The sequence below is a fragment of the Streptomyces sp. NPDC031064 genome (genome assembly GCF_055570965.1).
Genome location: NZ_JBVIGF010000001.1, coordinates 1,219,069 through 1,243,151 on the forward strand (window position 1 = coordinate 1,219,069; position 24,083 = coordinate 1,243,151).

Consider the following 24,083-nt stretch of genomic DNA (forward strand, 5'->3'; position numbering starts at 1 on the left):
CGGCCCTTGTGCCGTGCGGCTGATCCCTAGCTGCGGATCAGGTTGCGCAGCACGTACTGCATGATGCCGCCGTTGCGGTAGTAGTCGGCCTCACCGGGGGTGTCGATGCGGACGACCGCGTCGAACTCGACGCCCGTGTCGGTGGTGACCTTCACCGTGCGGGGCGTGGTGCCCTCGTTGAGCTCGGTGACGCCGGAGATGGAGAAGGTCTCCTCGCCGGTCAGGCCGAGGGTCGCGGCGGACGCGCCCTCCGGGAACTGGAGCGGCAGGACGCCCATGCCGATGAGGTTCGAGCGGTGGATGCGCTCGTAGCTCTCGGCGATGACGGCCTTGACGCCGAGGAGCGCGGTGCCCTTGGCGGCCCAGTCACGGGACGAGCCGGAGCCGTACTCCTTGCCGGCCAGGACGACGAGCGGGATGCCCTGCTCGATGTAGTTGCGGGAGGCGTCGTAGATGAACGACACCGGGCCGCCGTCCTGGGTGAAGTCGCGGGTGTAGCCGCCCTCGGTGCCCGGCGCGATCTGGTTGCGCAGGCGGATGTTGGCGAACGTACCGCGGATCATGACCTCGTGGTTGCCTCGGCGGGAGCCGTAGGAGTTGAAGTCACGACGCTCCACACCGTGCTCGGTGAGGTACTGGCCGGCCGGGGTGTCGGCCTTGATGGCACCGGCCGGGGAGATGTGGTCGGTGGTGACCGAGTCGCCCAGCTTGGCGAGCACCCGGGCGCCCGTGATGTCGGAGACCGGGGTGGTCTCCATCGTCATGCCCTCGAAGTACGGGGGCTTGCGGACGTAGGTGGACTGCGGGTCCCACTCGAAGGTGTTGCCGGTCGGGATCGGCAGCGCCTGCCACTGGGCGTCGCCCGCGAAGACGTCCTGGTAGGACTTGTTGAACATGTCCTCGCCGATGGCGTTGGCGACGACGTCGTTCACCTCGGCCTCGGAGGGCCAGATGTCCTTCAGGTAGACCGGGTTGCCGTCCTGGTCGGTGCCCAGGGCGTCCTTGGTGATGTCCACCTTCATGGAGCCCGCGATGGCGTACGCGACGACCAGCGGCGGGGAGGCCAGGTAGTTCATCTTGACGTCGGGGTTGATCCGGCCCTCGAAGTTGCGGTTGCCGGAGAGGACCGACGTGACGGCGAGGTCGTGGTCGTTGACGGCCTTGGAGACCTCCTCCGGCAGCGGGCCGGAGTTGCCGATGCAGGTGGTGCAGCCGTAGCCGACGAGGTTGAAGCCGACCTTGTCGAGGTACGGGGTCAGGCCCGCCTTGTCGAAGTAGTCGGTGACGACCTTCGAACCCGGGGCGAGGGTGGTCTTGACCCACGGCTTGCGGGTCAGGCCCTTCTCGACCGCCTTCTTGGCCACCAGCGCGGCGGCGACCATGACGTACGGGTTGGAGGTGTTGGTGCACGAGGTGATCGCGGCGACGGTGACGGCGCCGTGGTCGATCTCGTACGTGGTGCCGTCGGGGGCGGTGACGGTGACCGGGTTGGACGGCACGCCGTTGGTGACCGCGGGGGCGTCGGAGGCCGGGAAGGACTCCTGGCCCGCCTCGTCGACCATGTCGACGTAGTTGCGGACGTCCTGCTTGAACTGCTCGGCGGCGTTGGCGAGGACGATGCGGTCCTGCGGGCGCTTCGGGCCGGCGATGGAGGGGACGACCGTGGAGAGGTCCAGCTCCAGCTTCTCGGAGAAGTCCGGCTCGGCGGCCGGGTCCAGCCAGAGGCCCTGCTCCTTGGCGTACGCCTCGACCAGCGCGACCTGCTGCTCGGAGCGGCCGGTGAGCTTGAGGTAGTTCAGGGTCTCGCCGTCGATCGGGAAGATCGCGGCGGTGGAGCCGAACTCGGGCGACATGTTGCCGATGGTGGCGCGGTTCGCGAGGGAGGTGGCGGCGACGCCCTCACCGTAGAACTCGACGAACTTGCCGACGACGCCGTGCTTGCGCAGCATCTCGGTGATGGTGAGCACCAGGTCGGTGGCGGTGGTGCCGGTGGGCAGCTCGCCCGTCAGCTTGAAGCCGACCACGCGCGGGATCAGCATGGAGACCGGCTGGCCGAGCATGGCGGCCTCGGCCTCGATGCCGCCGACGCCCCAGCCGAGCACACCGAGGCCGTTGACCATGGTGGTGTGGGAGTCGGTGCCGACGAGGGTGTCGGGGTACGCCTGGCCGCCCCGGACCATGACGGTGCGGGCCAGGTGCTCGATGTTCACCTGGTGGACGATGCCGGTGCCGGGCGGGACGACCTTGAACTCGTCGAAGGCGGTCTGGCCCCAGCGCAGGAACTGGTAGCGCTCCTTGTTGCGGCCGTACTCCAGCTCCACGTTCTGGCCGAAGGCGTCCGGCGTGCCGAACTTGTCGGCGATGACGGAGTGGTCGATGACCAGCTCGGCCGGGGCCAGCGGGTTGATCTTCGCCGGGTCGCCGCCGAGCTCCTTGACGGCCTCGCGCATGGTGGCGAGGTCGACGACACAGGGCACACCGGTGAAGTCCTGCATGATCACGCGGGCCGGCGTGAACTGGATCTCCTGGCTGGGCTGGGCCTGCGAGTCCCAGTTGCCGAGGGCCCGGATGTGGTCGGCGGTGATGTTCGCGCCGTCCTCGGTGCGGAGCAGGTTCTCCAGGAGGACCTTGAGGCTGTAGGGGAGGCGCGCGGAGCCCTCGACCTTGTCCAGCCTGAAGATCTCGTACGACTCGTCGCCCACGCGCAGCGTGCTGCGGGCGTCGAAGCTGTTCGCCGACACGACAGTCTCCTTCATCAATGTGCGCGTTCTTACCGCATCCTGCCGTGATGGCTCCTCGCCGATCCGCTAAGGTAAGACTTAGTTAGGTAACCCTTACCGGCTGGCGCGGCTGCGGTGCGTCTTTCGGCAGATATCTCGATGTCGAGATAACTCTAGTACATGACCGGCCGTGCGACGAGGCGTGCCCGGCGTGCCGTGGGATGCTGGGCCCATGGACCTGGAGGATCTGCGTCGGCTTCGCCGTGCCCGGGACACGATGGACCGCGATTACGCGCAGCCTCTGGACGTTCCGGCGCTGGCGAGGGTCGCCCTCATGTCGCCCGGGCACTTCTCCCGCAGCTTCCGCGCCGCCTTCGGGGAGACGCCGTACAGCTATCTGATGACCCGCCGTGTCGAGCGGGCCAAGGCGCTGCTGAGGCGGGGCGACATGAGCGTGACCGAGGTCTGCTTCGCGGTCGGCTGCACCTCGCTGGGGTCGTTCAGCTCCCGCTTCACCGAGCTGGTCGGGGAGAGCCCCAGCGCCTACCGGGCCCGCTGCCACGAGTCCGGCGCCGCCATCCCGCCCTGCGTCGCCAAGGTCTTCACACGACCGGCGCGGAACGGGCAGCCGGTCGCCGGCGGCGAACCGGTCAGGAATGGAGAAGCGCAATCGCCGGCCGCCTCGTAGCGTCGACGGCATGGACATCAAGCTCTCACAGTGCTTCATCGCAGTCGACGACCATGACAAGGCGCTCGCCTTCTACCGCGACGTCCTCGGCCTGGAGGTACGCAACGACGTCGGGTTCGAGGGGATGCGCTGGGTGACGGTCGGCTCACCCTCGCAGCCGGACGTGGAGATCGTCCTCGAACCGCCGCTCGCCGACCCCAACGCACCCGAGGCCGACCGCCAGGCCATGGCGGAGCTGCTGGCCAAGGGCATGCTGCGCGGCGTGATCTTCTCGACCGACGACGTCGACGCCACCTTCGAACGCGTCCGGGCCGCCGGCGGCGAGGTGCTCCAGGAGCCGATCGACCAGCCGTACGGCGTTCGCGACTGCGCCTTCCGCGACCCGGCGGGCAACATGCTCCGCTTCAACCAGCCCCGCAAGCGCTAGGCCCGGCCCACAGAAGCGATCCAATTCGGCGGAACCGTACGGGGACCGGCCGTTACGCTCGGACGCCGGTCGGATCGGGCCGCCGATGACGACGGGGACCGCGACGGCGGTCCCCGTACAACCAGATGGAGACAGGATGACCAGGGGCACGAGGACGGACACGCAGTCGCCTGAGCAGCACGTCGCCGACAGCCACGATCTGATCCGCGTGCACGGCGCGCGCGAGAACAACCTCAAGGACGTCAGCATCGAGATCCCGAAGCGCCGGCTGACGGTGTTCACCGGCGTGTCCGGCTCGGGCAAGAGCTCGCTCGTCTTCGACACCATCGCCGCCGAGTCGCAGCGGATGATCAACGAGACCTACAGCACCTTCATCCAGGGCTTCATGCCGACGCTGGCGCGGCCCGAGGTCGACGTACTCGACGGGCTGACCACCGCCATCACCGTCGACCAGCAGCGGATGGGCGCCGACCCCCGCTCCACGGTCGGCACCGCCACCGACGCCAACGCGATGCTCCGCATCCTCTTCAGCCGGCTCGGGCGGCCGCACATCGGCCCGCCCAGCGCGTTCGCCTTCAACGTCGCCTCGGTGAGCGCGAGCGGCGGGCTCACCGTCGACCGGGGCACCGACAAGACGAAGACCGAGAAGGTGACCTTCACCCGCACCGGCGGCATGTGCACGCGCTGCGAAGGCCGGGGCACCGTCTCGGACATCGACCTCACCCAGCTCTACGACGACTCCAAGTCGCTGGCCGAGGACCCGTTCACCATCCCCGGCTACACCGGGGGCGGCTGGGTGGTGCGGGTCATCACCGAGTCGGGGTTCTTCGACCCGGCCAAGCCGATCCGCGAGTACACCAAGAAGGAGCGGCACGACTTCCTGTACCGCGAGCCGACCAAGGTGAAGATCAACGGGGTCAACCTCACCTACGAGGGGCTGATCCCGAAGATCCAGAAGTCGTTCCTCGCCAAGGACCGGGAGGCGATGCAGCCGCACATCCGGGCGTTCGTGGACCGGGCGGTCACCTTCACCACGTGTCCCGAGTGCGACGGAAGCCGGCTCAGCGAGGCGGCCCGCTCGTCGCGGATCGGCGGGATCAGCATCGCCGACGCGTGCGCGATGCAGATCAGCGACCTGGCCGCCTGGGTGCGCGGCCTCGACGAGCCGTCGGTGGCGCCGCTGCTGGCGAAGCTGGGGCACACCCTGGACTCGTTCGTGGAGATCGGCCTCGGTTACCTCTCGCTGGAGAGGCCATCGGGCACGCTGTCGGGCGGCGAGGCACAGCGGGTCAAGATGATCCGCCACCTCGGCTCCTCGCTCACGGACGTCACCTACGTCTTCGACGAGCCCACCGTCGGGCTGCACCCGCACGACATCCAGCGGATGAACGGCCTGCTGCTGCGGCTGCGGGACAAGGGCAACACGGTGCTCGTCGTGGAGCACAAGCCGGAGGCGATCGCCATCGCCGACCACGTGGTCGACCTGGGCCCCGGCGCCGGCACGGCGGGCGGCAGCGTCTGCTTCGAGGGCACCGTCGAAGGGCTGCGCTCCAGCGGCACGGTCACCGGCCGTCACCTCGACGACCGGGCCACACTCAAGGAGACGCCGCGCAAGGCCACGGGGACGCTGGAGATCCGCGGGGCGGCGGCGAACAACCTGCGTGACGTGGACGTCGACATCCCGCTCGGTGTGCTGTGCGTGGTCACCGGCGTGGCCGGCTCCGGCAAGAGCTCGCTCATCCACGGATCGATCCCGGCCTCGGAGGGTGTGGTGTCCGTGGACCAGACACCGATCCGCGGCTCGCGGCGGAGCAACCCGGCGACGTACACCGGGCTGCTCGACCCGATCCGCAAGGCGTTCGCGAAGGCCAACGGCGTGAAGCCGGCGCTGTTCAGCGCCAACTCCGAGGGCGCCTGCCCCACCTGCAACGGCGCCGGTGTCATCTACACCGACCTGGCGATCATGCAGAGCGTCGCCACCACCTGCGAGGACTGCGAGGGGAAGCGGTTCGACGCGTCGGTGCTGGAGTACCACCTCGGCGGCCGCGACATCAGCGAGGTGCTCGCGATGCCGGTGACCGAGGCCGAGGAGTTCTTCGGCGCGGGCGAAGCGCGTACACCGGCGGCCCACAAGATCCTCCAGCGGCTCGCCGACGTCGGCCTCGGCTACCTCACGCTGGGCCAGCCGCTCACCACCCTGTCCGGCGGCGAGCGGCAGCGGCTCAAGCTGGCCACGCACATGGCCGACAAGGGCGGCGTCTACGTCCTGGACGAGCCGACCACCGGCCTCCACCTGGCCGACGTCGAGCAGTTGCTCGGCCTGCTCGACCGGCTGGTCGACTCCGGCAAGTCGGTCATCGTCATCGAGCACCACCAGGCGGTCATGGCGCACGCCGACTGGATCATCGACCTCGGTCCGGGCGCGGGTCACGACGGCGGCCGGGTCGTCTTCGAGGGCACGCCCGCCGACCTGGTCGCCGCCCGCTCCACCCTGACCGGCGAGCACCTGGCGGCCTACGTCGGCGCCTGAGCGACGCCGAAGCGGCGAACGAAACGTCTCTGCCAGGGGGTTTCGACGGCGTGGCGGTCGTAGTCGCGGCGGACGAACTCCACCGCTTCGCCGGCCGGCACGCCGTCGAGGACGGCGAGGCAGGCCAGGGCCGTACCGGTACGGCCGCGGCCGCCGCCGCAGGCGACCTCGACGCGCTCGGTGGCGGCCCGCTCCCACGCCTCGCGGAGCACGGCCCGGGCGTCCGCCGGGTCGCTGGGCAGCCGGAAGTCGGGCCAGCGCAGCCACCGGGCCTCCCAGGAGACCTCGGGCGGCTGCTTGCCGAGCAGGTACACGGCGTAGTCGGGCGCCGGCCCGGCGGGAAGCGGACGGCGCAGCGCGCGGCCCCGGACCAGCCGCCCGGAGGGCAGGCGGAGGACACCGGGACCGGAGGCGTTCCAGGTATCGGTCACCGGGCCACGGTAATCGGTCGCGGCGCCGGCGGGGGGTGGTTCGGGGGCGGTCGCCGGGGGTGCTTTTGGGCCGGTACCGGGAAGGGCCACCTGGGGGACATTCAGGACAAACTGACCGATTTTCGGGTTGCGGGGGCGGGCGGGTGCGCCGAGCATCGGAGCATGTTCAGTGGCGCGCACGTCATCCTCTACACCAAGGACGCCGACGCCGACCGGGCGTTCCTCCGGGACGTCCTCGGGTTCGCCAACGTCGACGCCGGGCGCGGCTGGCTGATCTTCAAGCTGCCGCCGGCCGAGGTCGCCGTACACCCGACGCCGGGCGAGCCCAGGCATGAGTTCTCCTTGATGTGCGACGACATCGAGGGCACCCTGCGGAAGTTGGCGGAGCGCGGGGCCGAGGTGTCGCGGCCGGTCAGCGACCAGGGCTGGGGGCTGCTCGCGGCGGTGCGGCTGCCCAGCGGCGGTGAACTGCCGCTCTACGAGCCACGGCACCCCACGGCGCACGGCCTGTCACCCTGACGGCGGACCCCGTCGCGAGCGTCATCTCATATGTGAGATAACCTTCCCCCATGGCAGACGACTACCTCGTACGCATCGGCAAGCTCATCCGTGACGCCCGGCAGCACCGTGGCTGGACGCAGACGCAGCTCGCCGAGGCGCTGGCCACAAGTCAGAGCGCCGTCAACCGCATTGAGCGCGGTAACCAGAACATCAGCCTTGAGATGATCGCCCGGATCGGCGAGGCGCTCGACAGTGAAATCGTGTCACTCGGGTACGCGGGTCCCATGCACCTCCGCGTAGTGGGCGGGCGCCGGCTGTCCGGCTCCATCGACGTCAAGACGAGCAAGAACGCGTGCGTGGCGCTGCTGTGCGCCTCGCTCCTCAACAAGGGCCGTACCACGCTGCGGCGGGTCGCCCGGATCGAGGAGGTCTACCGGCTGCTCGAAGTCCTCAACTCCATCGGCGTCCGCACCCGTTGGATCAACGACGGGATGGACCTGGAGATCGTCCCGCCCGCGCACCTCGACATGGCGGCCATCGACGCGGACGCGGCGCGCCGCACCCGGTCCATCATCATGTTCCTCGGCCCGCTGCTGCACCGGCTGCGGCAGTTCAAACTCCCGTACGCGGGCGGCTGCGACCTGGGCACGCGCACGATCGAGCCGCACATGATCGCGCTGCGCCGCTTCGGCCTGGACATCACGGCCACGGAGGGCCTGTACCACGCGGAGGTGGACCGCCAGGTCACCCCGGACCGCCCGATCGTGCTGACCGAGCGCGGCGACACCGTGACCGAGAACGCGCTGCTGGCCGCCGCCCGCCACGACGGCGTCACCGTCATCCGCAACGCCTCCTCCAACTACATGGTCCAGGACCTGTGCTTCTTCCTGGAGGCGCTGGGCGTACGGGTCGAGGGCATCGGCACCACCACGCTGACCGTGCACGGCATCCCCTCCATCGACGTGGACGTCGACTACTCCCCCTCCGAGGACCCGGTCGAGGCGATGAGCCTGCTGGCGGCCGCGGTCGTCACGGAGTCGGAGCTGACGATCCGTCGCGTACCGATCGAGTTCCTGGAGATCGAGCTCGCGGTCCTGGAGGAGATGGGCCTCGACCACGACCGCACGGCGGAGTACGCCGCCGACAACGGCCGTACGCGGCTGGTGGACCTCACGGTGCGCCCCTCCAAGCTGGAGGCGCCGATCGACAAGATCCACCCCATGCCGTTCCCCGGCCTGAACATCGACAACGTCCCGTTCTTCGCGGCCATCGCGGCCTCCGCCCAGGGCCAGACCCTCATCCACGACTGGGTCTACGACAACCGCGCCATCTACCTCACCGACCTCAACCGCCTGGGCGGCCGCCTCCAGCTCCTCGACCCGCACCGGGTCCTGGTCGAGGGCCCCACCCGCTGGCGCGCCGCCGAAATGATGTGCCCGCCGGCCCTGCGCCCCGCCGTGGTCGTCCTGCTCGCCATGATGGCCGCCGAGGGCACGTCCGTCCTGCGCAACGTCTACGTCATCAACCGCGGTTACGAGGACCTGGCGGAACGCCTCAACTCGGTGGGTGCGCAGATCGAGATCTTCCGGGACATCTGACCGGCCGCCCCTCCTTCGCCATGCCAACAGGCCTTTGTCATGCCAAGGTCACAGCCGATCGCTACCATGCCAGGATGGATCACACAACCGGCGGTTCCCGAACCGATCGTCGTGCCCTGTTAGCAGCCTCCGTGACGGTGGTTCTGTGGGCGTCGGCGTTCGTCTCCATTCGCGCGTCAGCGGAGCACTTCCATCCAGGAGTGCTGGCGCTGGGGCGGCTGTTGACCGCGTCGGTCGCCCTCGGCGTCGTCTTCCTGCTCAAGGGCGGCACCCTGCCCGACCGCCGGGCGTGGCCCGGCATCCTGGTGTCGGGTGTGCTGTGGTTCGGCGTCTACATGGTCGCCCTGAACTGGGGCGAGCAGCAGGTGGACGCGGGGACGGCCGCGATGGTCGTCAACATCGGGCCCGTGGTGATCGCGCTGCTCAGTGGCTGGCTGCTGAAGGAGGGGTTCCCCCGGCTGCTGCTCGCGGGCATGGGCGTGTCGTTCCTGGGCGCGGTCGTGGTGGGCTGGTCCATGTCGGGGCACGGGTCGTCGTCCGTGACGGGCGTGCTGCTGTGTCTGCTCGCGGCGGTCACGTACGGGGGCGGGGTCGTGGCGCAGAAGCCCGCGTTGCGGTACGCGAGTCCGTTGCAGGTGACGACGTTCGGCTGTTTCGCGGGCACCGTCGCGTGTCTGCCGTTCAGCGGTCTGCTGCTGGAGGAACTGCCGAAGGCCCCGTGGTCGGCGACGCTGAACCTGGTCTACCTGGGCCTGTTCCCGACGGCGCTGGCGTTCAGCACGTGGGCGTACGCGCTCGCCCGGACGAGTGCGGGAAAGCTCGGCGCGACGACGTACGCGGTACCGGCCGTGGTGGTGCTGATCTCGTGGGTGTGGCTGGCCGAGGTGCCGGGCTCGCTGACGCTGCTCGGCGGTGCCATCTGCCTGGCGGGCGTGGCGGTTTCCCGGCTCCCGGGGCGGCGGAAGCCGACGGCGGACGGCGCCCCGGAACCGCAGCGTTCCGACAAGGAACGGACGCCGTCGGGCACCACGACGGACTGAGTAGAAGACTGGGACCCCCAAGGGCCGGCCGTCTCATGACGGCCGGCCTTTCCGTTGTCGGGCGCCGGTTCGCTCAGAGGATGTACGTGGTTTCGTTCCGCCCCAGCAGGTAGCCGAGTTGGAGGCGGTTGTGTGCGCCCAGTTCCTGCTTCATGGCGGCGATGTGGGCCTGGAGTGACCGCTCGCTGATGCCCATGCGGCGGGCGATCCGTTTGTCGGAGTAACCCTCGACCAGGAGTCGGCTGATCGACTCCCGTATCGCGGGCATGACTTCATCGGCGGCCTTGGCCGCGTGGATGGGCACGAAAGGGAAGGGGCTCGCGCGGTCCCAGGCCCGTTCGAAGGTGTCCTTGAGGAATCGGACGATGGCGGGTTCGGTTATCGCGACGGCCGTCGTGCGGTCCTCATTGGCGGAAATGAACGCAACCGATGCGTCAATGATGATGAGCCGGTCGAAGAATTCCTCCAGGGTACGGACTTTCGCTCCGTATTCGGTGACGGCGCGCACGTATGCCTTGGTCGCTTCATCGAAGCGCGTGGTGTGCTGGTAGAGCGTGCGCATCGCGACATCGGCCGCGATATGCCGGCGCACGGCTTCCAGCGCGTCTTTCAGTACGGCGGTGGGGCGGGGGCCGTCGGGCTGTGCGGTGAGGATCTCCCGCTGGGCGCCGTCGAGCATCTCGTCGATGGCCTCGGAGATCGCGGTCAATCCGTGGATGTAGCGAACCCCGGAACGGTCGGGACTCGCCTCCTCGAAACAATCGGCCCGTCCGGCTTGTTTCTCGGTCAGCCGGGCCAGCTCGTCGAAGTGTCCTGCCATCCACCGCAGAAACTGCGCGGGAGGTCCCGACGGCATCGGAAGCTCCATCGTTTCGCGGCAGTTGTCCCCATTTTCACGCGGTAAACCGTTCATCAGCCCTCCCAAGTCACCCCGTATGACCGTTTTGGCCCGTTATGGACCCCGTAGCTTGCCGCAGTGCGGAAACCCGAGCCACAGAGATCATTGTCCCCCCAAGACCGCATACGCAAGATTGGAACTCGTCAGGAGGTCTCCGGCCAATCCGAGCGACAACCGACTTCCCCGGAACGGGAATTCGGAATCCGTCGTTACGCTCATCGGATCGGTCCGTTCAAAACCCGGAGGCCCATTCGTTTCCTTATGTTTTCCAGAAGGGCTCGGGGATCCAAATGAAGAAGGACATCGCTGTTCTCTCCCTCCGCATCCGCCTGGCGGCCTGCGCCGTCGTCACCGGCCTCGGACTGCTCGCCGTCGGTGTCTCCCACTCCGCCGGGCCGGTCACCTCCCCGGCCGAGCGGACCGCCCTGGCCGACGGGGACGTCGGCTGGAACGTGGTCAAGCCCGCCGTCGCCGCCTGAGCGACCGAACCACTGACTCGTACCGGGTAATGAAGAAGCGTGGTGGATCTTCCATGACCGACTCGCCCTGGCTCGTCACCGCCACCGGACCGGGCACCGCTTCGGCCGGCACCGGTGGTGGCGGTGAACCCCCCGTCCGCGTCTACTGCTTCCCGCACGCCGGCGGAAACCCCCGCTCGTTCCTGGCCTGGCAGCAGGACCTGGGGACCGCCGCCCGGATCGTCGCCGTCTGCCCGCCGGGCCGGGGGCACCGCTTCCGGGAGCCGGCCGCGGCGTCCGTCGCCGAGCTCGCCGACGGGGCGGCCGAGGCCATCACCGAAGCGGAGCGGCCGGCCGGGGCGGCAGGACCACAAGGCGCGTTCCTGCTCTTCGGGCACAGCTTCGGCGCCGTCGTGGCGTTCGAGGTGGCGCGCAGACTGCGCGGCGTCCCCGGACTGCGTCACCTGGTCGCCTCCGGGTGCTCCGCGCCCGCACTGCTGCCGACCCGCCGCGTGGTGGAGACCGCGCGGCTCGAAGGCAGGGCGTTCACGGAAGCCGTCGGGTTCTTCGGCGGGCTGCCGCCCGAGGTGGTCGCCGACGAGGCCCTGGCCGAGCTGCTGCTGCCGAACCTGCGCGCCGACTTCCGCATGGTCGCCCACTACCGGTACCGCGAGGACGCGCCCCTGACCGTGCCGGTCACCCTCGTCAACGGCGTCGACGACCCGCACGTCAAGGAGGCGGGTCTGGAGCCCTGGGCGCGCGAATGCGCCGGCGAGCCCCACCAGCACTGGGCCGACGGCGGCCACTTCTACTTCCAGGACGACCCGGGCGCCCTGACGGGACTTCTCGGATCGCTCGCCCGTGGGGGTCCCTCCCGTCCGGACGGAGCCGAGAGCCCCGGGGACGCGTATGACCGTGGCCTCGACACGGCTGACCACGTTGAACTTATCTGAGCCGGTCAGGCCACCGTCACCCGACCACGAGGGGACCACCATGATCAACGCCACCGCCGACCAGCGCCGCAAGGCGGAGGAGTTCCGCGCGCTGCACGCCGCCGACCGGCCGTTCGTCGTCGCCAACCCCTGGGACGCGGGCACCGCCCGCGTGCTCTCCGGGCTCGGCTTCGCCGCGCTCGCCACCACGGGTGCCGGGTTCGCGCACAGCCTCGGCAGGGCGGACGGCCATGTGACCCGCGAGGAGATCCTGGCCAACGCGGCGGCGATCGTCGAGGCCACGCACCTGCCGGTCTCCGCCGACCTGGAGAGCGGCTTCGGCGAGACGCCCGACGACGTGGCCGAGACCATCCGGCTCGCCGCCCGCGCGGGTCTGGTCGGCGGATCGGTCGAGGACTCCACGGGCCGGGCCGACGATCCGATCCGCCCGCTGGAGGAGGCCGTCGAGCGGGTCGCCGCCGCCGTCGCCGCCGCGCGCGAACTGGGCTTCCCCTTCACCGTGACCGCGCGCGCCGAGAACTTCTTCCAGGGCCGGCCCGACCTGCCCGACACCATCCGCCGCCTTCAGGCGTACGAGGAGGCGGGCGCCGACGTCCTGTACGCGCCGGCGCTGCCCGACGCGGACGCGGTGCGTGCCGTGTGCGCGTCGGTCGGCCGCCCGGTCAACGTCCTCATGGGCGGTGCCCTGCCCCTGTCCGTCCCGGAGCTCGGACAACTGGGCGTGCGCCGCGTCAGCGTCGGCTCCGCGATGTCCCGCGCCGCGTACGGCGCCCTCGTGCGCGCCGCCGAGGAGATCCGTGACCACGGCACCTTCACGTTCGGGGCGGACGCGCTGCCCTACGCCGATCTCAACAGGATTCTCGACACCGGAAAGTGATCCCACACCGTGACGCCGTCCTCCCCCCGACCGACCATCGCCCACACACACCATCCGCGCCCCGCGGGCACCGTCCACCTGTGCGGTCCCGCCTACGTCCTCGGTGAGCAGGACGCCGACCACACCACCGTCACAGGACTGGCCGAGCGCGCCCGGAAGTTCGGCATGCCGGCCAAGGCGTCCCTGTGGGGCTGGGGGCGGGTCCGCCGCACCGCGAAGGACCTGGAGACCCTGGCCGTGGAGAGCGGCACCGCCACCCTGCGCGGCTGCGGCGCGGAACCGGAGTCCGTGGACGCGCTGATCCTGTGCTCGACGCGGTTCCCCGGCGGCCCCGTGACGCACGGCAAGTTCGTGGGGCACGTCCTCGGCGGCCTCGGCATCGGGGACGCGGCGTTCACCGGCATCACGCTCAACCGCTGCACCAACCTGCTGGTCGGCATCCGCACCGCGCAGGCGCTCGTGGCCGCCGGCCACCATCGCCGGGTGCTCGTCATCACGACCGACCGGGTCACCGACGAGTCGGTCCGCATGGAGAGCTTCGCACTGTTCAGTGACGGGGCGGCGAGCTGTCTCGTCAGCGACGAGCCGCTCGGCCCGGACGCGTACGAGATCGTCGGCGGCGCGTCCGCGCAGGACCCGGGCGCGCTGGACTGGTCGCACGAGATCAGCGCCGACCTCTCCCGGGTGGTGAACGACCGGATACTCGGCGCCGCCGGCATGAAGGCGGGCGACGTCGACGCGGTCCTGCACCCGAATCTGTACCGCCCGGTCGTCGTCCTGAAGGAGCGTCAGGCCGGTTTCTCGCAGGAGCAGTTGTTCCTGGACAACATCGCGCGCACCGGGCACTGCTTCGCCGCCGACCCGCTGATCAACCTGGTGGACCGCGCCGCCGCCCACGGCACCCGGCCCGACGGGCACTACCTGCTGGTCTCCAGCGTGCCCGGCGTACGGGTCGGTGTCCTCCTCCACACCTCACCCCTCGGGAGCCCCGCATGAGCACGCGTTCCACGATCCCGCCGAGGGACCTGACCACGTCCTTGCCGACCGGTGCCGTACGGGCCGGACGCGCGGCGGTCGACGAGGCCGCGGCGGTCGTGGCCGGCGATCCGGCGGACCTCTTCCGCAGGCTGCTCGCCGACCAGGAGAGCGAGGCCGCGCTGCTGGCGGCCCGCCAGGTGGTGAACGGTTTCCTGGCCGAAGGCGGTCGTGACACCGACCCGGCCCCGGATGCCGCCGGGTGCGACGCCGACGCCATCGCCGCGTACGTGCTCGCCGCCCGTACCCGTATCTCCTCCGCCGTCGCCGCGCTGACCGGCGCGGACGCCGACCCCGAGGCGCGTGACGCCGTGCTGCGCCAGCGGGCACCGCTCGCGCTGCTCGGGGCGTGCTGGCTGGACACCGTCTCGCAGGCGGCCACCCAGCCCGCCGTGATCGTCAACGAGCTGTTCGGCCACCACTTCTTACTCGCGGGTGAGGGCACCTGGGACAAGGGCGCGCCCGCACGGCACCGGCGGGCACTGGCCGAACAGGGCGTCCACCTCCCGGACGTGGCGGCCGTGACGTTCCTGGACGGCGCGGCGGCGAGGCCGCTGACCGCGCTGCACGGCGCGTTCCGTCTCGCGCTGTCCCGGCTGCCCGCGTCGTTCCTGCCGGAGGTCGTCGGCGTCCACTACGCCGTCCACGCGCTCGGCGTCGACGATCTGCTCATCGGCACCGAGCCGATGCTGCCGGAGGAAGCCGTACGGGATCTGCTCGCCTCGTACCTCCGGCTCCTGGCGGACAGCCCGACCGGCGAGGACGATCTGCGGCGGCTGCTGGCCGCGGTCCGGCTCATGGTCCGGCTGGAGGAGGAGCACACCGCGCTCCTCACCGAGCTGGCCGCGTGGCAGTCCGGCCTGTCCCTGGACGCGAAGGTCGCGGCGATCGTGGTGAAGCACGCGCCGCTCGCCGGCCGGCAGCACCGGGCCGTACGCCTCGGCGACCGCCGTCTTTCGGAATGGCTGGACGACGAGCGACTGGACGTCGCCGCGTTCATGGCGGAGTTCCGCGCGTCCCGGCAGATGCGGCCGTCACGGGACGGCGGCTGCCGGTTCCTGAAGGCCATCAAGTTCGGCGGCCCCATGTTCGGCATCTTCGACGAGCGCGAGGCGGCGACGTTCACGGCGTGGGCCGAGGCGATCGCGGCGGGTGAGCCCGCCGACCCCGACCTCCCGCCGAACACGGCGGGCGACGCGGCCGCCGGACACTGGGCCGGCGCCCTGGTACGGGCGCGGGCCGCCGACGAGGTCGTCGAGCAGGGCGAGCTGATCGCGGAGGGCACGGCGCTCGGCCACCGGGAGCTGCTGTACCGCCTGGTGAACTTCGAGCGTTTCCCCGGCATCCTGCCGGTGGCCCGCGCCCATGCCGAGGACCGGCTCGCCGACGCCGAGCTGCTGTTCACGCACGGCGCGGGCGGCAAGCTGACCGACGCCTCGTACTTCGACTACACGCCCGAGGCGCTGATGCGCCGCGTGGAGCGGATCTACTGGGACCAACTGGTGAACCCGTACCGGCCGCTGACCGAGATCCCCGACCGCGACGAGGTGATCTTCGGCCAGTCGACGTTCGCGCTGGGCAGCCTCATCGACGGCACGTGGGCGCACCGCGTCGGCAACACCGGCCGCCGCCACCGGCCCGGCGACGGCATGCTGTTCGCGATCTACGCGGACGAGATGGGCCGTGGGGACATCGCCAAGAACCACATCACGCTCATCAACCAGGTCCTCGCGAGCATGGACATCCACCTGCCGCACCTCAGGGACGAGGAGTTCCTGCACCAGCGGGATCTGCCGGACGAGCTGTACGGGTTCTCGCTGCACCAGCTCAGCCTGTCCCTCTTCCCGGACACCCTGTACGAGGAGATCCTCGGCTACAACCTCGGCATCGAGATGTTCGGCCTCGGCGAGATGCGGCTGCACGAGATACAGAAGCTGCGCCGCCACGGCCTCGACATCGCCTACGAGGAAGCGCACCTGTCGATCGACAACTTCTCGGCCGGGCACGCCCGCCAGTCGGCCGACATCATCGTCGCTCACCTCGACGGGGTGCGCCGCGACGGGGGCGACGACGCCGTACAGCGGGCCTGGCGCCGCGTCTGGCGCGGCTACGCCTCGTTCGCGTACTTCGTGGAGCACGCGCTGGTCAAGCAGGCCCGGGAGGCCGAGGCGGCAAAGGCGGCCGCCGCGCGGGTGCCCGGCGACATCGTCGACGTCGTTCTCTGAAAGCCCTCTTGACCATCCGTCCCCGACTCACCGCACGGAGTGACCCTGTGGAAACCACCACCAGCTTCGACCGCGAGATCCTGCGTCTGCCCTTCCACGACGAGGGCCACCGGCGCCTCGCCGAGGAGATCGGCGCCTGGTGCGACGCCGGTACGGCGCTGTGGGAGAAGGTGCGCGCCATGGACCCGGACGACGCGGGGCGCACGCTGGCACGGCAGTTGGGCGAGGCCGGCTGGTTCGCCGCGCTCGACCCGGCCGGTGTGCCGGACGCGGCCCCCGGTGACGCCCGCGCGCTGTGCCTCATGCGGGAGGCGCTCGCGTACGCGGAGGACCTGGCGGACTTCGCGTTCTCCATCCAGGCGCTCGCGGCGACGCCGGTGATCCGGTTCGGGAACGACGAGCAGCGCGGACGCTGGCTGCCCGCGCTGGCGCGTGGCGAGGCGATCGGGGCGTTCGCCGTGTCCGAGAAGGAGGCCGGGTCGGATCTCGCCGCCGTCGCCCTCGCCGCCGAACGGACCAGGGACGGCGGATACGTGCTGAACGGGCGCAAGGCGTGGATCGCCAACGGCACCATCGCGGACGTCGTGGTCGTGATCGCCCGTACCGGCGAGGGCCCGGGCCCGCTGGGGCTCACGGCCTTCCTGGTGCCGACGGACACACCCGGTGTGGCCGCCGAACGGATCGACGCGGTCGCGCCCCGCTCGTTCGCGCACCTGTCGTTCACGGACGTCCACCTGCCGGCGGAGGCCGTGCTCGGCCGGCCGGGCAAGGGCTTCGTCGTCGCGGTCGACCTGCTGGAGCGGTTCCGGATGACGGTGGGGGCGGCCGCGCTCGGGTTCGCGCGCCGGGCCGCCGACACGGCGCTCGCGCACGCCCGGTCCAGGTCGGCGTACGGCGGCACGCTGTTCGACCTGCAGTTGGTCAAGGCGTCGCTCGCGGACATGGAGGTGAAGCTCAACGCGGCCGCCCTGCTCGTGGCGCGTGCCGCCTGGGAGTGCGACCGGGGCAACCGCGGCTACGCACGGCACTCCAACATCGCCAAGGTCCACGCCACGGAAGCGGCGCAGGAGGTCGTCGACGCGGCGGTGCAGATGCTCGGTGCCGCCGGGGTCGTGCGCGACGGGGTCACGGAACGCCTCTACCGGCAGATCCGTTCCCTGCGGATCTACGAGGGCTCGACGGATGTGCTGCGGCTCGCGATAGCGGGCGCGCTGGACATGCGTCGCGCCGCACGACCCACCACCCCCTGACCGACCGCCGGACACCGAGGAGTTCCGTTGACCACCCCGATCGAGGCAGTGCGACTGCCCGACCCCCGTCCCGCCTACGCCTCGCTGCTGCGCGAGCGCCCCTTCGCCTTCGACGAGCGTGTCGGCGCGTGGGTGGCCGCAGACGCGGCGGCCGTGCGGACCGTGCTCGGCTCGCCCGCGCTGCGGGTACGCCCCCCGGCCGAACCGGTGCCCGCCGGCATCACCGGAACCGCCGCCGGCGAGGTCTTCGGCGACCTCGTACGCATGACGGACGGCGATCTCCAGCGGCGGCTGAAGGCCGTGGTGACCGACGCGCTCAAGGCCGTGGACGCGGGGCGCACCCGCGCCCTGGCCGCCGGCCACACCCGCGACGCCCTGACGGCACGTCAGGACCGTCCGGGCCTGTTCCAGGACCTGATGTTCGGGGTGCCCGCGCGGACCGTCGCCTCGCTGTGCGGGCTCGACCGGGACGCGGGCGCGGAGGCTGCCCGGGCCATCGGTGACTTCGTCCAGTGCATCCCCGCGTCGGCGACAGCCGAGCAGCAGCGGGCGGCCGCGGTGGCGGCGGCCAGGCTGCGGGAGCTCCTCGGCCCGGGCATCGACGCGGGCGAGGGCGGTCCGGGCCTGCTGGGCGACCTGGTACGAGCGGCGACCCGGGCCTCGTGGAGCAGCACCGCACCGCTGCTCGCCAACGCCGTCGGCTTCCTGTCGCAGACGTACGACGCCACGGCGGGCCTCATCGGCAACACGCTCGTCGCCCTGGCGCGCGGCACCGCGAAGGTGCCGGGGACGCCGGAGGAGACCGAGGCGCTGGTGCGGGAGATCGTGCGGTACGACGCGCCCGTGCAGAACACGCGCCGGTTCGCCGCCGAGCCCTTCGAGTACGCCGGGGCCACGGTGGAGCCGGGCGGTCAGGTCCTGGTCGTCCTCGCCGCCGCCAACCTCGACCCGGCCGTCAACCCCGACCCGCACGAGCTGCGGCCCGGCCGGGTGGACCCGGTGGTGTTCACGTTCGGGGCCGGGGCACACCGCTGCCCGGGCGAGGAGATCGCGGTGTCGATCGCCACGGCCGTGGCCGGTGAGCTGATCGCCGCCGGGCTCGCCCCGGGTGACCTGCCGCCGGAGCCCGGGTACCGGCCGCTCGCCAACGCCCGTATCCCGCTGCTCTGACGCCTCCGCACTCGCGTCACCGCCTGCCCTGCCCCTTCTCCCCCTGCCCCTCATCACGGAGAAAAGACACTCACCCATGCCGGACATGACCCACCTGTGGATGCGGCACGAATCCCGCGCGAGCGAACGCCGCGCGCCCCTCGTGCCCGAGGACGCCGCGAAGCTCGTCGCCCAGGGTGTGACCATCACCGTCGAGGAGTCGCCACAGCGCGCCTTCCCGCTCACCGACTACACCGCCGCCGGCTGCCGCACCGCTCCGGCGGGGAGCTGGGCCGACGCCCCCGACGACGTCTTCGTCGTCGGCCTGAAGGAGTTGCCCGCCGAGCCGAAGGAGCTGCGCCACCGGCACGTCTACTTCGGCCACGCCTACAAGGGCCAGTCGGGCGCCCGTGAGCTGCTCGGCCGTTTCACCGCGGGCGGCGGGGCGCTGCTGGACCTGGAGTACCTGACGGACGGCGCCGGGCGGCGGCTCGCCGCGTTCGGCTACTGGGCCGGGTACGCGGGTGCCGCACTCGCCGTGCTGCACCGGCGCGGGTCGCTGACGACACCGCTCACGCCCCTGGACAAGGCGCGACTGGACGCCCTCCTCGCCGCCGGGCCGGGCGGCCACACCGGCGCCGCCGCCACCGGGGCCGTCGACGCCCTCGTCATCGGCGCCCTCGGCCGCAGTGGCCGGGGCGCGTGCGACGCGCTGGAGGCCGCCGGGATCAACCCGGTGCGGTGGGACCTGGCGGAGACCCGCGACCTGGACCGGGCGGCCCTGCTCGGCCACGACATCCTCGTCAACACGGTCCTCGTGACCCGTCCCGTGCCGCCGTTCCTGCGGGCCGAGGACCTGGACGACCCGCGCCGCCGCATCTCCGTCGTCGTGGACGTGACGTGCGACGTGACGTCGGAGTGCAACGTCCTGCCCGTCTACGACGAGATCACCGACTGGGAGCACCCGGCGCGGGCGCTGCGGGGCGGTGAACGGCCTCTCGACGTGATCGCGATCGACAACCTGCCGTCACTGCTGCCGGTCGAGGCGAGCCGGGCGTTCTCCGCCGAACTCGCGCCGCACCTGGCCCGGCTGGGTACGGGCGACCCGGTGTGGGAGCGCTGCCTGGACTTCTTCGAGACGGCCGTGCACGAGGACGGCATGGTCCGCGACCACGAGTTCGAGACCGAGGAGACCCACCCGTGACAACCACCCCTCCCGCCGCCGCGAGCGGCACCGTCCACTGGATCGGCACCGGTCTGTCCGTCGGCCGCTCAGGGCTCGGCCTGCTGTGTGAACGCGCCGCCCGCGTGGTGCTGTGGGACCGCACCGCGGACCGGGCCGCCGAACGCCTGGCGGCCCTCGGCCTCTCGGGCCGCGCCGAAGTGCGCGCCCTCGGGCCGGGCGCCCTGGAGAGCGAGGTGGGCGCCGGTGACGTGGTCGTGTCGATGCTGCCCGCCGCCGAGCACGCGCGCCTGCTGCGGCTGGCGATCGCCGCGCGGGCCCACTTCGCCTGCACGAGCTACGTGTCCGACGAGCTGCGCCAGGAGGCCGAGCGGGCCGCCGCTATGGGCCTGGTGGCCCTCACGGAGGCCGGTCTCGACCCGGGCATCGACCACCTGATGGCACATCAGCTCATCGAGCGGGCCCGCGAGGAGGCCGGGGACACCGCCGAGTCCGTGACCTTCACCTCCTACTGCGGCGGCGTGCCCGCCGTGCCGAACGACTTCCGCTACCGGTTCAGTTGGGCCCCGTACGGCGTGCTGGCCGCGCTCGGCTCGCCCGCGCGCTACATCGACGGCGGCGCCGAGCGCACCGCCCCGCACCCGTGGGAGGCGACACGGGAGCTGATGGTCGGCGGGGAGGCCTTCGAGGTCTACCCGAACCGCGACAGCGTGCCCTTCGTCGGCCAGTACGGCGTTCCGGACGGCTGGCGCCTCGAGACCTTCGTACGCGGCACGCTGCGCAACGCGGGCTGGCGGGCCGCCTGGACCGAGGTGTTCGCGACCGTGCGCACCGGTGACGAGGCCCGGCTGCGGGCCCTCGCCAAGGAGCTCGCCCAGCGCTATCCGACGGGCGAGAACGACCGGGACCGGGTCGTGCTGTCGGTCGCGCTGGACGTGCGCGGAGCCGCGGGCGGCCGTGACTGGCGCGGGGCGCGGCTGCTCGACCTCACGGGCGACGAGGCGGAGAGCGCGATGGCCCGCTGCGTCTCGCTGCCGCTCGCGTACGGCGTGACGCGCCTGCTGGCCGGCGCCCTGCCGGCGGGGCTCAACCGGGCGGCGGAGTCCGTGGCCGAGGCGGGCCGCTGGCTCGCCTTCCTCGCGGAGCACGGCGTGCGCACCGCCACCGACGACACCTTCTCACCAGGAGCACCCCGATGACCACGGACGCGACGGCAGGTACCAGCATGGACACGATCACCGGCATATCCGCCGGCCCGGGCGGCACCAGCAGGCCACGGGCCTTCGTCCTCACCGGGGCGTTCTGGGTCGTCTGCCGCAACCCCCGCTATCTGGAGGAACTCGCCGCGCGCGGGCTGAAGGTCCTGCTCGTCACCCCGGAGAACTACCGGGAGCACGCGCAGACCTGCCGCAAGGACCCGGAGCACCCGGCGTCCCTGATCGACGACATCGCGTACGTCGACGGGGCGCTCGACCAGGAGGGCTCTTTCACGCCGAGCTTCGTCGCGGGCGTGCGCGCCTGGCGGGAGCGGTACGAGATCACCGGCGCGTACGCGGTCGGCGAGACGCTGGTGGAGCAGACGGGTCTGCTGTGCGACGCGCTGGGGCTGCGCGGCCCGGGTCTGCGGGCCACGCGGGCCTGCCGCAGCAAGTACCTCCAGCGCTGGTACCTCGACGAGTTCAGCCCGGCGTCCCTGGTGATCCCGCCGGGGCGGCGCGAGGACGCGGACCTGGCGGCGCTGCCGTACCCGGTGGTGGTCAAACCCGCGACCCGGCACTCCAGTTCGGGCGTGGTGGCGGTCTCCGACGCGGGCGCGCTGCGGGCGCTGCTGGCCACGTACCCCGAGTACGAGACGGTCCTCGTCGAACAGCAGGTGACGGGCCAGGAGTTCTCGGTGGAGAGCCTGGTGCAGGACGGCGAGGTGATCTTCGCGTCGGTGACCCGCAAGGAGACCACCGAGTCCCACGCCCGTACGTTCGTGGAGCTGTCCCACTCGGTGCCGAGCGCCGACGCGGACGCCGAGGGGCCGCTGCGGGAGGCGAACGGGCGGATGCTCGCCGCGCTCGGCTTCCGCGACGGGATCGCGCACGCCGAGTGGCGCACCGGCGCGGACGGCAGGCCGTACCTGATGGAGGTGGCGGCCCGCACACCCGGCGACGGGCTGCTCGCCCTGTACCACCTGGCAACGGGCCGCCCGCTCGAACCGGAGATCGTCCGTATCGCGCTCGGTGAGCCGGCCGCGTACCCGGCACCGCGCCGCTGGACGCGCCAGGTGTACCTGGAGCACGGCACCGGGACGCTGGAGGACGTCGCCGTCGACTGGCCGGGCGTCCGTCCGGTGTGGGTCGGCGACGGCGGGATGTGGCCGGAGCTCGCCCCGGGCTCGGCGGGTGACCCGGCGACGCTGCGCGGGGTACTGGTCCTCAAGGACCGGGGCGCGCCGCTCGCGCCGCTCGCCAGCTCGGACGACCGTGCCGTGACCTTCCTGCTCGACGCCCCGTCACCGGGCGAACTGGACGCGCTGGAGCGGCGGGTGCGTGCGGCGGTGACCGTGACGACGGGTCCGGAGGCCGACGGTGTCCACTGAGGCGGAGCCGCGCAGCCGGACCGGCGAGGACTCGGTCACCGGTGCCGGGACCGGGGCGGGTGCCGGAATCGGGACCGAGGCCGGGGCCGGGACCGGGACCGGGAAGGGCGGCGCGGGCGGTGCCGGGACCGGGAAGGGCTCCGAGGCCGGTGCCGGGACCGGGGCCGGGACCGGGGCCGGGGCCGTGGCCGGGACCGGGGCCGGGACCGGGGCCGGGACCGGTGCCGAGGCCGGTGCCGGGGCCGGGAAGGGCGGCGCGGGTGGAGGGGCGCGGGAGCGGGTCCGGGTGTGGGCCACCTTCCGGGACGCGCCGCTCGCGGTCAGGACCGTGCTCGCGGGCGTGCTCGTCAACCGGCTCAGCGGCTTCCTCCACGTCTTCCTGGTGCTGTTCCTGACCGCGAAGGGCTTCTCCAAGGGGGACACGGTCGTCGCGCTCGGCGTCTACGGCGGCGGCGCGGTCGTCGGCTCCCTCGTCGGCGGCACGCTCGCGGACCGGATGGGCGTGCGCAACGCGACCGTGCTGTCGATGGGCAGCACCGCCGTGCTGACCGCCGCGCTGCTGTACCTGCCGAGCTTCGCGCTGGTGCTCGTCACCGTCGCCCTCGTCAGCCTGGGCGCGCAGTTGTTCCGGCCCGCGTCGGCGACGCTGATCGCCGATCTGACGGACGACGACCGGCAGATCATGGTCTTCGCGATGTACCGGTTCGGTCTGAACGTCGGCGCGACCGCCGCGCCGCTGCTCGGCTACGCCCTCTACCACGCGGGCGACCGCAGCTACACCCTGCTGTTCTGGGGCGAGGCCCTGATCGCCCTGGTGTACGCGTGCTTCGCCTGGGCGACCCTGCCCGCCCGGACGCCCAAGGCGGCGGCCGGCGTCGCGGGCGAGGACCGGACCCGGGCCGGGGAGGGCGGCTCAGCGGGGTACGCGGCGGTACTCCGCGACCGCAGGTACGTGCTGTACCTGCTGGCCGCGCTGTGCCACGCGGCGGTCTACATGCAGTACCTGTCGACGCTGCCGCTGTACATGACGTCCGTCGGCATGGCGCTGTTCTGGTACACCTTCGCCGTCTCCCTCAACGGCGTCATCGTCATCGCCTTCGAACTGCTGGTCACCAAGCTCTCCCAGAACTGGTCCCTGAAGATCACGATCGGGCTCGGCTTCGCCCTGGTCGGCGCCGGGGTCGCCTTCTACGGGCTGCCGATCGGACCGGCCGCGATCGTGGTGGGCACCCTGATCTGGTCGCTCGGCGAGATCCTGGGCGGTCCGGCCGTGTTCGCCTACCCGGCGAAGGCGGGGCCCGAGCACCTGAGGTCCCGTTACATCGGCAGCTTCCAGTTCATGTTCGGACTCGGTACGGCCCTGGGCCCGATGGCCGGCAGTTGGCTGTTCCTGCGGCTCGACGGGCTCGTCTGGCCGGTCATCGCGATCGGGTCCCTGTTGGCCACGGTCCTCGGACTGATCGCGGTACGGCCCCGGCCCGAGGCCCGCACCGCTTAGGAACCGCGCCCGGCGCGGCGAGGGAAGCGCGTACC

Annotated in this window: 20 protein-coding genes; 17 read left to right on the forward strand and 3 right to left on the reverse strand. The window is 71.6% G+C overall.

Features of this window, described 5'->3' with window-relative positions; genetic code table 11:
- Positions 1 to 26: 26 nt before the first annotated feature.
- On the reverse strand, positions 27 to 2,741 hold the full coding sequence (gene acnA / locus ACZ46W_RS05170) for an aconitate hydratase AcnA (protein WP_468331493.1): 2,715 nt from the start codon (positions 2,739 to 2,741) through the stop codon (positions 27 to 29).
- Positions 2,742 to 2,952: 211 nt separating this feature from the next.
- Here acnA and ACZ46W_RS05175 point away from each other — a divergent pair, with 211 nt between their 5' ends.
- The 3 genes from ACZ46W_RS05175 to ACZ46W_RS05185 all read left to right on the forward strand — a co-directional run bounded on the left by ACZ46W_RS05175 (position 2,953) and on the right by ACZ46W_RS05185 (position 6,365).
- Complete coding sequence (locus ACZ46W_RS05175; RefSeq protein WP_468331496.1) at positions 2,953 to 3,408, forward strand: helix-turn-helix transcriptional regulator; 456 nt, start codon at positions 2,953 to 2,955, stop codon at positions 3,406 to 3,408.
- A gap of 10 nt (positions 3,409 to 3,418) precedes the next feature.
- Positions 3,419 to 3,835: a VOC family protein gene (locus tag ACZ46W_RS05180; RefSeq protein WP_468331499.1), complete on the forward strand. Its 417-nt coding sequence runs from the start codon at positions 3,419 to 3,421 to the stop codon at positions 3,833 to 3,835.
- Positions 3,836 to 3,971: 136 nt separating this feature from the next.
- Positions 3,972 to 6,365, forward strand: a complete 2,394-nt coding sequence (locus ACZ46W_RS05185; protein ID WP_468331501.1) for an ATP-binding cassette domain-containing protein — start codon at positions 3,972 to 3,974, stop codon at positions 6,363 to 6,365.
- Here the strand turns inward: ACZ46W_RS05185 and ACZ46W_RS05190 are convergent.
- Positions 6,350 to 6,796 carry a protein-tyrosine phosphatase family protein gene (locus ACZ46W_RS05190; RefSeq protein WP_468331505.1) on the reverse strand — a complete coding sequence of 149 codons (447 nt, stop codon included), beginning with the start codon at positions 6,794 to 6,796 and terminating at the stop codon, positions 6,350 to 6,352. The two genes, ACZ46W_RS05185 and ACZ46W_RS05190, sit on opposite strands and share 16 nt — an antisense overlap.
- A gap of 162 nt (positions 6,797 to 6,958) precedes the next feature.
- On the opposite strand from ACZ46W_RS05190, the gene ACZ46W_RS05195 reads away from it, so the two are divergent.
- The 3 genes from ACZ46W_RS05195 to ACZ46W_RS05205 all read left to right on the forward strand — a co-directional run bounded on the left by ACZ46W_RS05195 (position 6,959) and on the right by ACZ46W_RS05205 (position 9,935).
- Positions 6,959 to 7,315, forward strand: coding sequence for a VOC family protein (locus ACZ46W_RS05195; RefSeq protein WP_468331508.1), 357 nt, complete (start codon positions 6,959 to 6,961; stop codon positions 7,313 to 7,315).
- A gap of 50 nt (positions 7,316 to 7,365) precedes the next feature.
- Entirely contained in the window at positions 7,366 to 8,895 is a 1,530-nt protein-coding gene (locus ACZ46W_RS05200) for a helix-turn-helix domain-containing protein (protein WP_366129857.1), read from the forward strand.
- Between the two features lie 74 nt (positions 8,896 to 8,969).
- Positions 8,970 to 9,935 carry a DMT family transporter gene (locus ACZ46W_RS05205; protein ID WP_468331512.1) on the forward strand — a complete coding sequence of 322 codons (966 nt, stop codon included), beginning with the start codon at positions 8,970 to 8,972 and terminating at the stop codon, positions 9,933 to 9,935.
- 73 nt (positions 9,936 to 10,008) lie between these two features.
- Here the strand turns inward: ACZ46W_RS05205 and ACZ46W_RS05210 are convergent, their stop codons facing one another.
- Positions 10,009 to 10,848, reverse strand: coding sequence for a helix-turn-helix transcriptional regulator (locus tag ACZ46W_RS05210; protein ID WP_468331515.1), 840 nt, complete (start codon positions 10,846 to 10,848; stop codon positions 10,009 to 10,011).
- Between the two features lie 275 nt (positions 10,849 to 11,123).
- Between ACZ46W_RS05210 and ACZ46W_RS05215 the strand changes: the two genes are divergently transcribed.
- The 11 genes from ACZ46W_RS05215 (at position 11,124) to ACZ46W_RS05265 (ending at position 24,048) form a co-directional block, all read left to right on the forward strand.
- Positions 11,124 to 11,312 carry a hypothetical protein gene (locus tag ACZ46W_RS05215; RefSeq protein WP_468331518.1) on the forward strand — a complete coding sequence of 63 codons (189 nt, stop codon included), beginning with the start codon at positions 11,124 to 11,126 and terminating at the stop codon, positions 11,310 to 11,312.
- A gap of 53 nt (positions 11,313 to 11,365) precedes the next feature.
- The gene (locus ACZ46W_RS05220) at positions 11,366 to 12,244 is read left to right on the forward strand and encodes a thioesterase II family protein (protein ID WP_468331521.1); all 879 of its coding nucleotides are present in this window, start codon (positions 11,366 to 11,368) and stop codon (positions 12,242 to 12,244) included.
- A 40-nt stretch (positions 12,245 to 12,284) separates the two neighbouring features.
- Complete coding sequence (locus tag ACZ46W_RS05225) at positions 12,285 to 13,121, forward strand: isocitrate lyase/PEP mutase family protein (RefSeq protein WP_468331524.1); 837 nt, start codon at positions 12,285 to 12,287, stop codon at positions 13,119 to 13,121.
- Between the two features lie 9 nt (positions 13,122 to 13,130).
- A complete protein-coding gene (locus ACZ46W_RS05230) occupies positions 13,131 to 14,117 on the forward strand; it encodes a beta-ketoacyl-[acyl-carrier-protein] synthase family protein (RefSeq protein ID WP_468331527.1) in 987 nt (328 codons plus the stop codon).
- On the forward strand, positions 14,114 to 16,381 hold the full coding sequence (locus ACZ46W_RS05235; RefSeq protein WP_468331529.1) for an iron-containing redox enzyme family protein: 2,268 nt from the start codon (positions 14,114 to 14,116) through the stop codon (positions 16,379 to 16,381). Before ACZ46W_RS05230 ends, ACZ46W_RS05235 begins: the two co-directional genes overlap by 4 nt.
- 47 nt (positions 16,382 to 16,428) lie before the next feature.
- Entirely contained in the window at positions 16,429 to 17,631 is a 1,203-nt protein-coding gene (locus ACZ46W_RS05240; RefSeq protein WP_468331531.1) for an acyl-CoA dehydrogenase family protein, read from the forward strand.
- Between the two features lie 27 nt (positions 17,632 to 17,658).
- The gene (locus tag ACZ46W_RS05245) at positions 17,659 to 18,801 is read left to right on the forward strand and encodes a cytochrome P450 (RefSeq protein WP_468331534.1); all 1,143 of its coding nucleotides are present in this window, start codon (positions 17,659 to 17,661) and stop codon (positions 18,799 to 18,801) included.
- 76 nt (positions 18,802 to 18,877) lie between these two features.
- Positions 18,878 to 19,984, forward strand: a complete 1,107-nt coding sequence (locus ACZ46W_RS05250) for a saccharopine dehydrogenase (RefSeq protein WP_468331537.1) — start codon at positions 18,878 to 18,880, stop codon at positions 19,982 to 19,984.
- Positions 19,981 to 21,162, forward strand: coding sequence for a saccharopine dehydrogenase family protein (locus ACZ46W_RS05255; protein WP_468331540.1), 1,182 nt, complete (start codon positions 19,981 to 19,983; stop codon positions 21,160 to 21,162). The genes ACZ46W_RS05250 and ACZ46W_RS05255 overlap by 4 nt, the downstream gene beginning before the upstream one ends.
- Positions 21,159 to 22,550 carry an ATP-grasp domain-containing protein gene (locus tag ACZ46W_RS05260; RefSeq protein WP_468331543.1) on the forward strand — a complete coding sequence of 464 codons (1,392 nt, stop codon included), beginning with the start codon at positions 21,159 to 21,161 and terminating at the stop codon, positions 22,548 to 22,550. The genes ACZ46W_RS05255 and ACZ46W_RS05260 overlap by 4 nt, the downstream gene beginning before the upstream one ends.
- A complete protein-coding gene (locus tag ACZ46W_RS05265) occupies positions 22,540 to 24,048 on the forward strand; it encodes an MFS transporter (RefSeq protein WP_468331546.1) in 1,509 nt (502 codons plus the stop codon). Before ACZ46W_RS05260 ends, ACZ46W_RS05265 begins: the two co-directional genes overlap by 11 nt.
- Positions 24,049 to 24,083 lie beyond the last annotated feature (35 nt).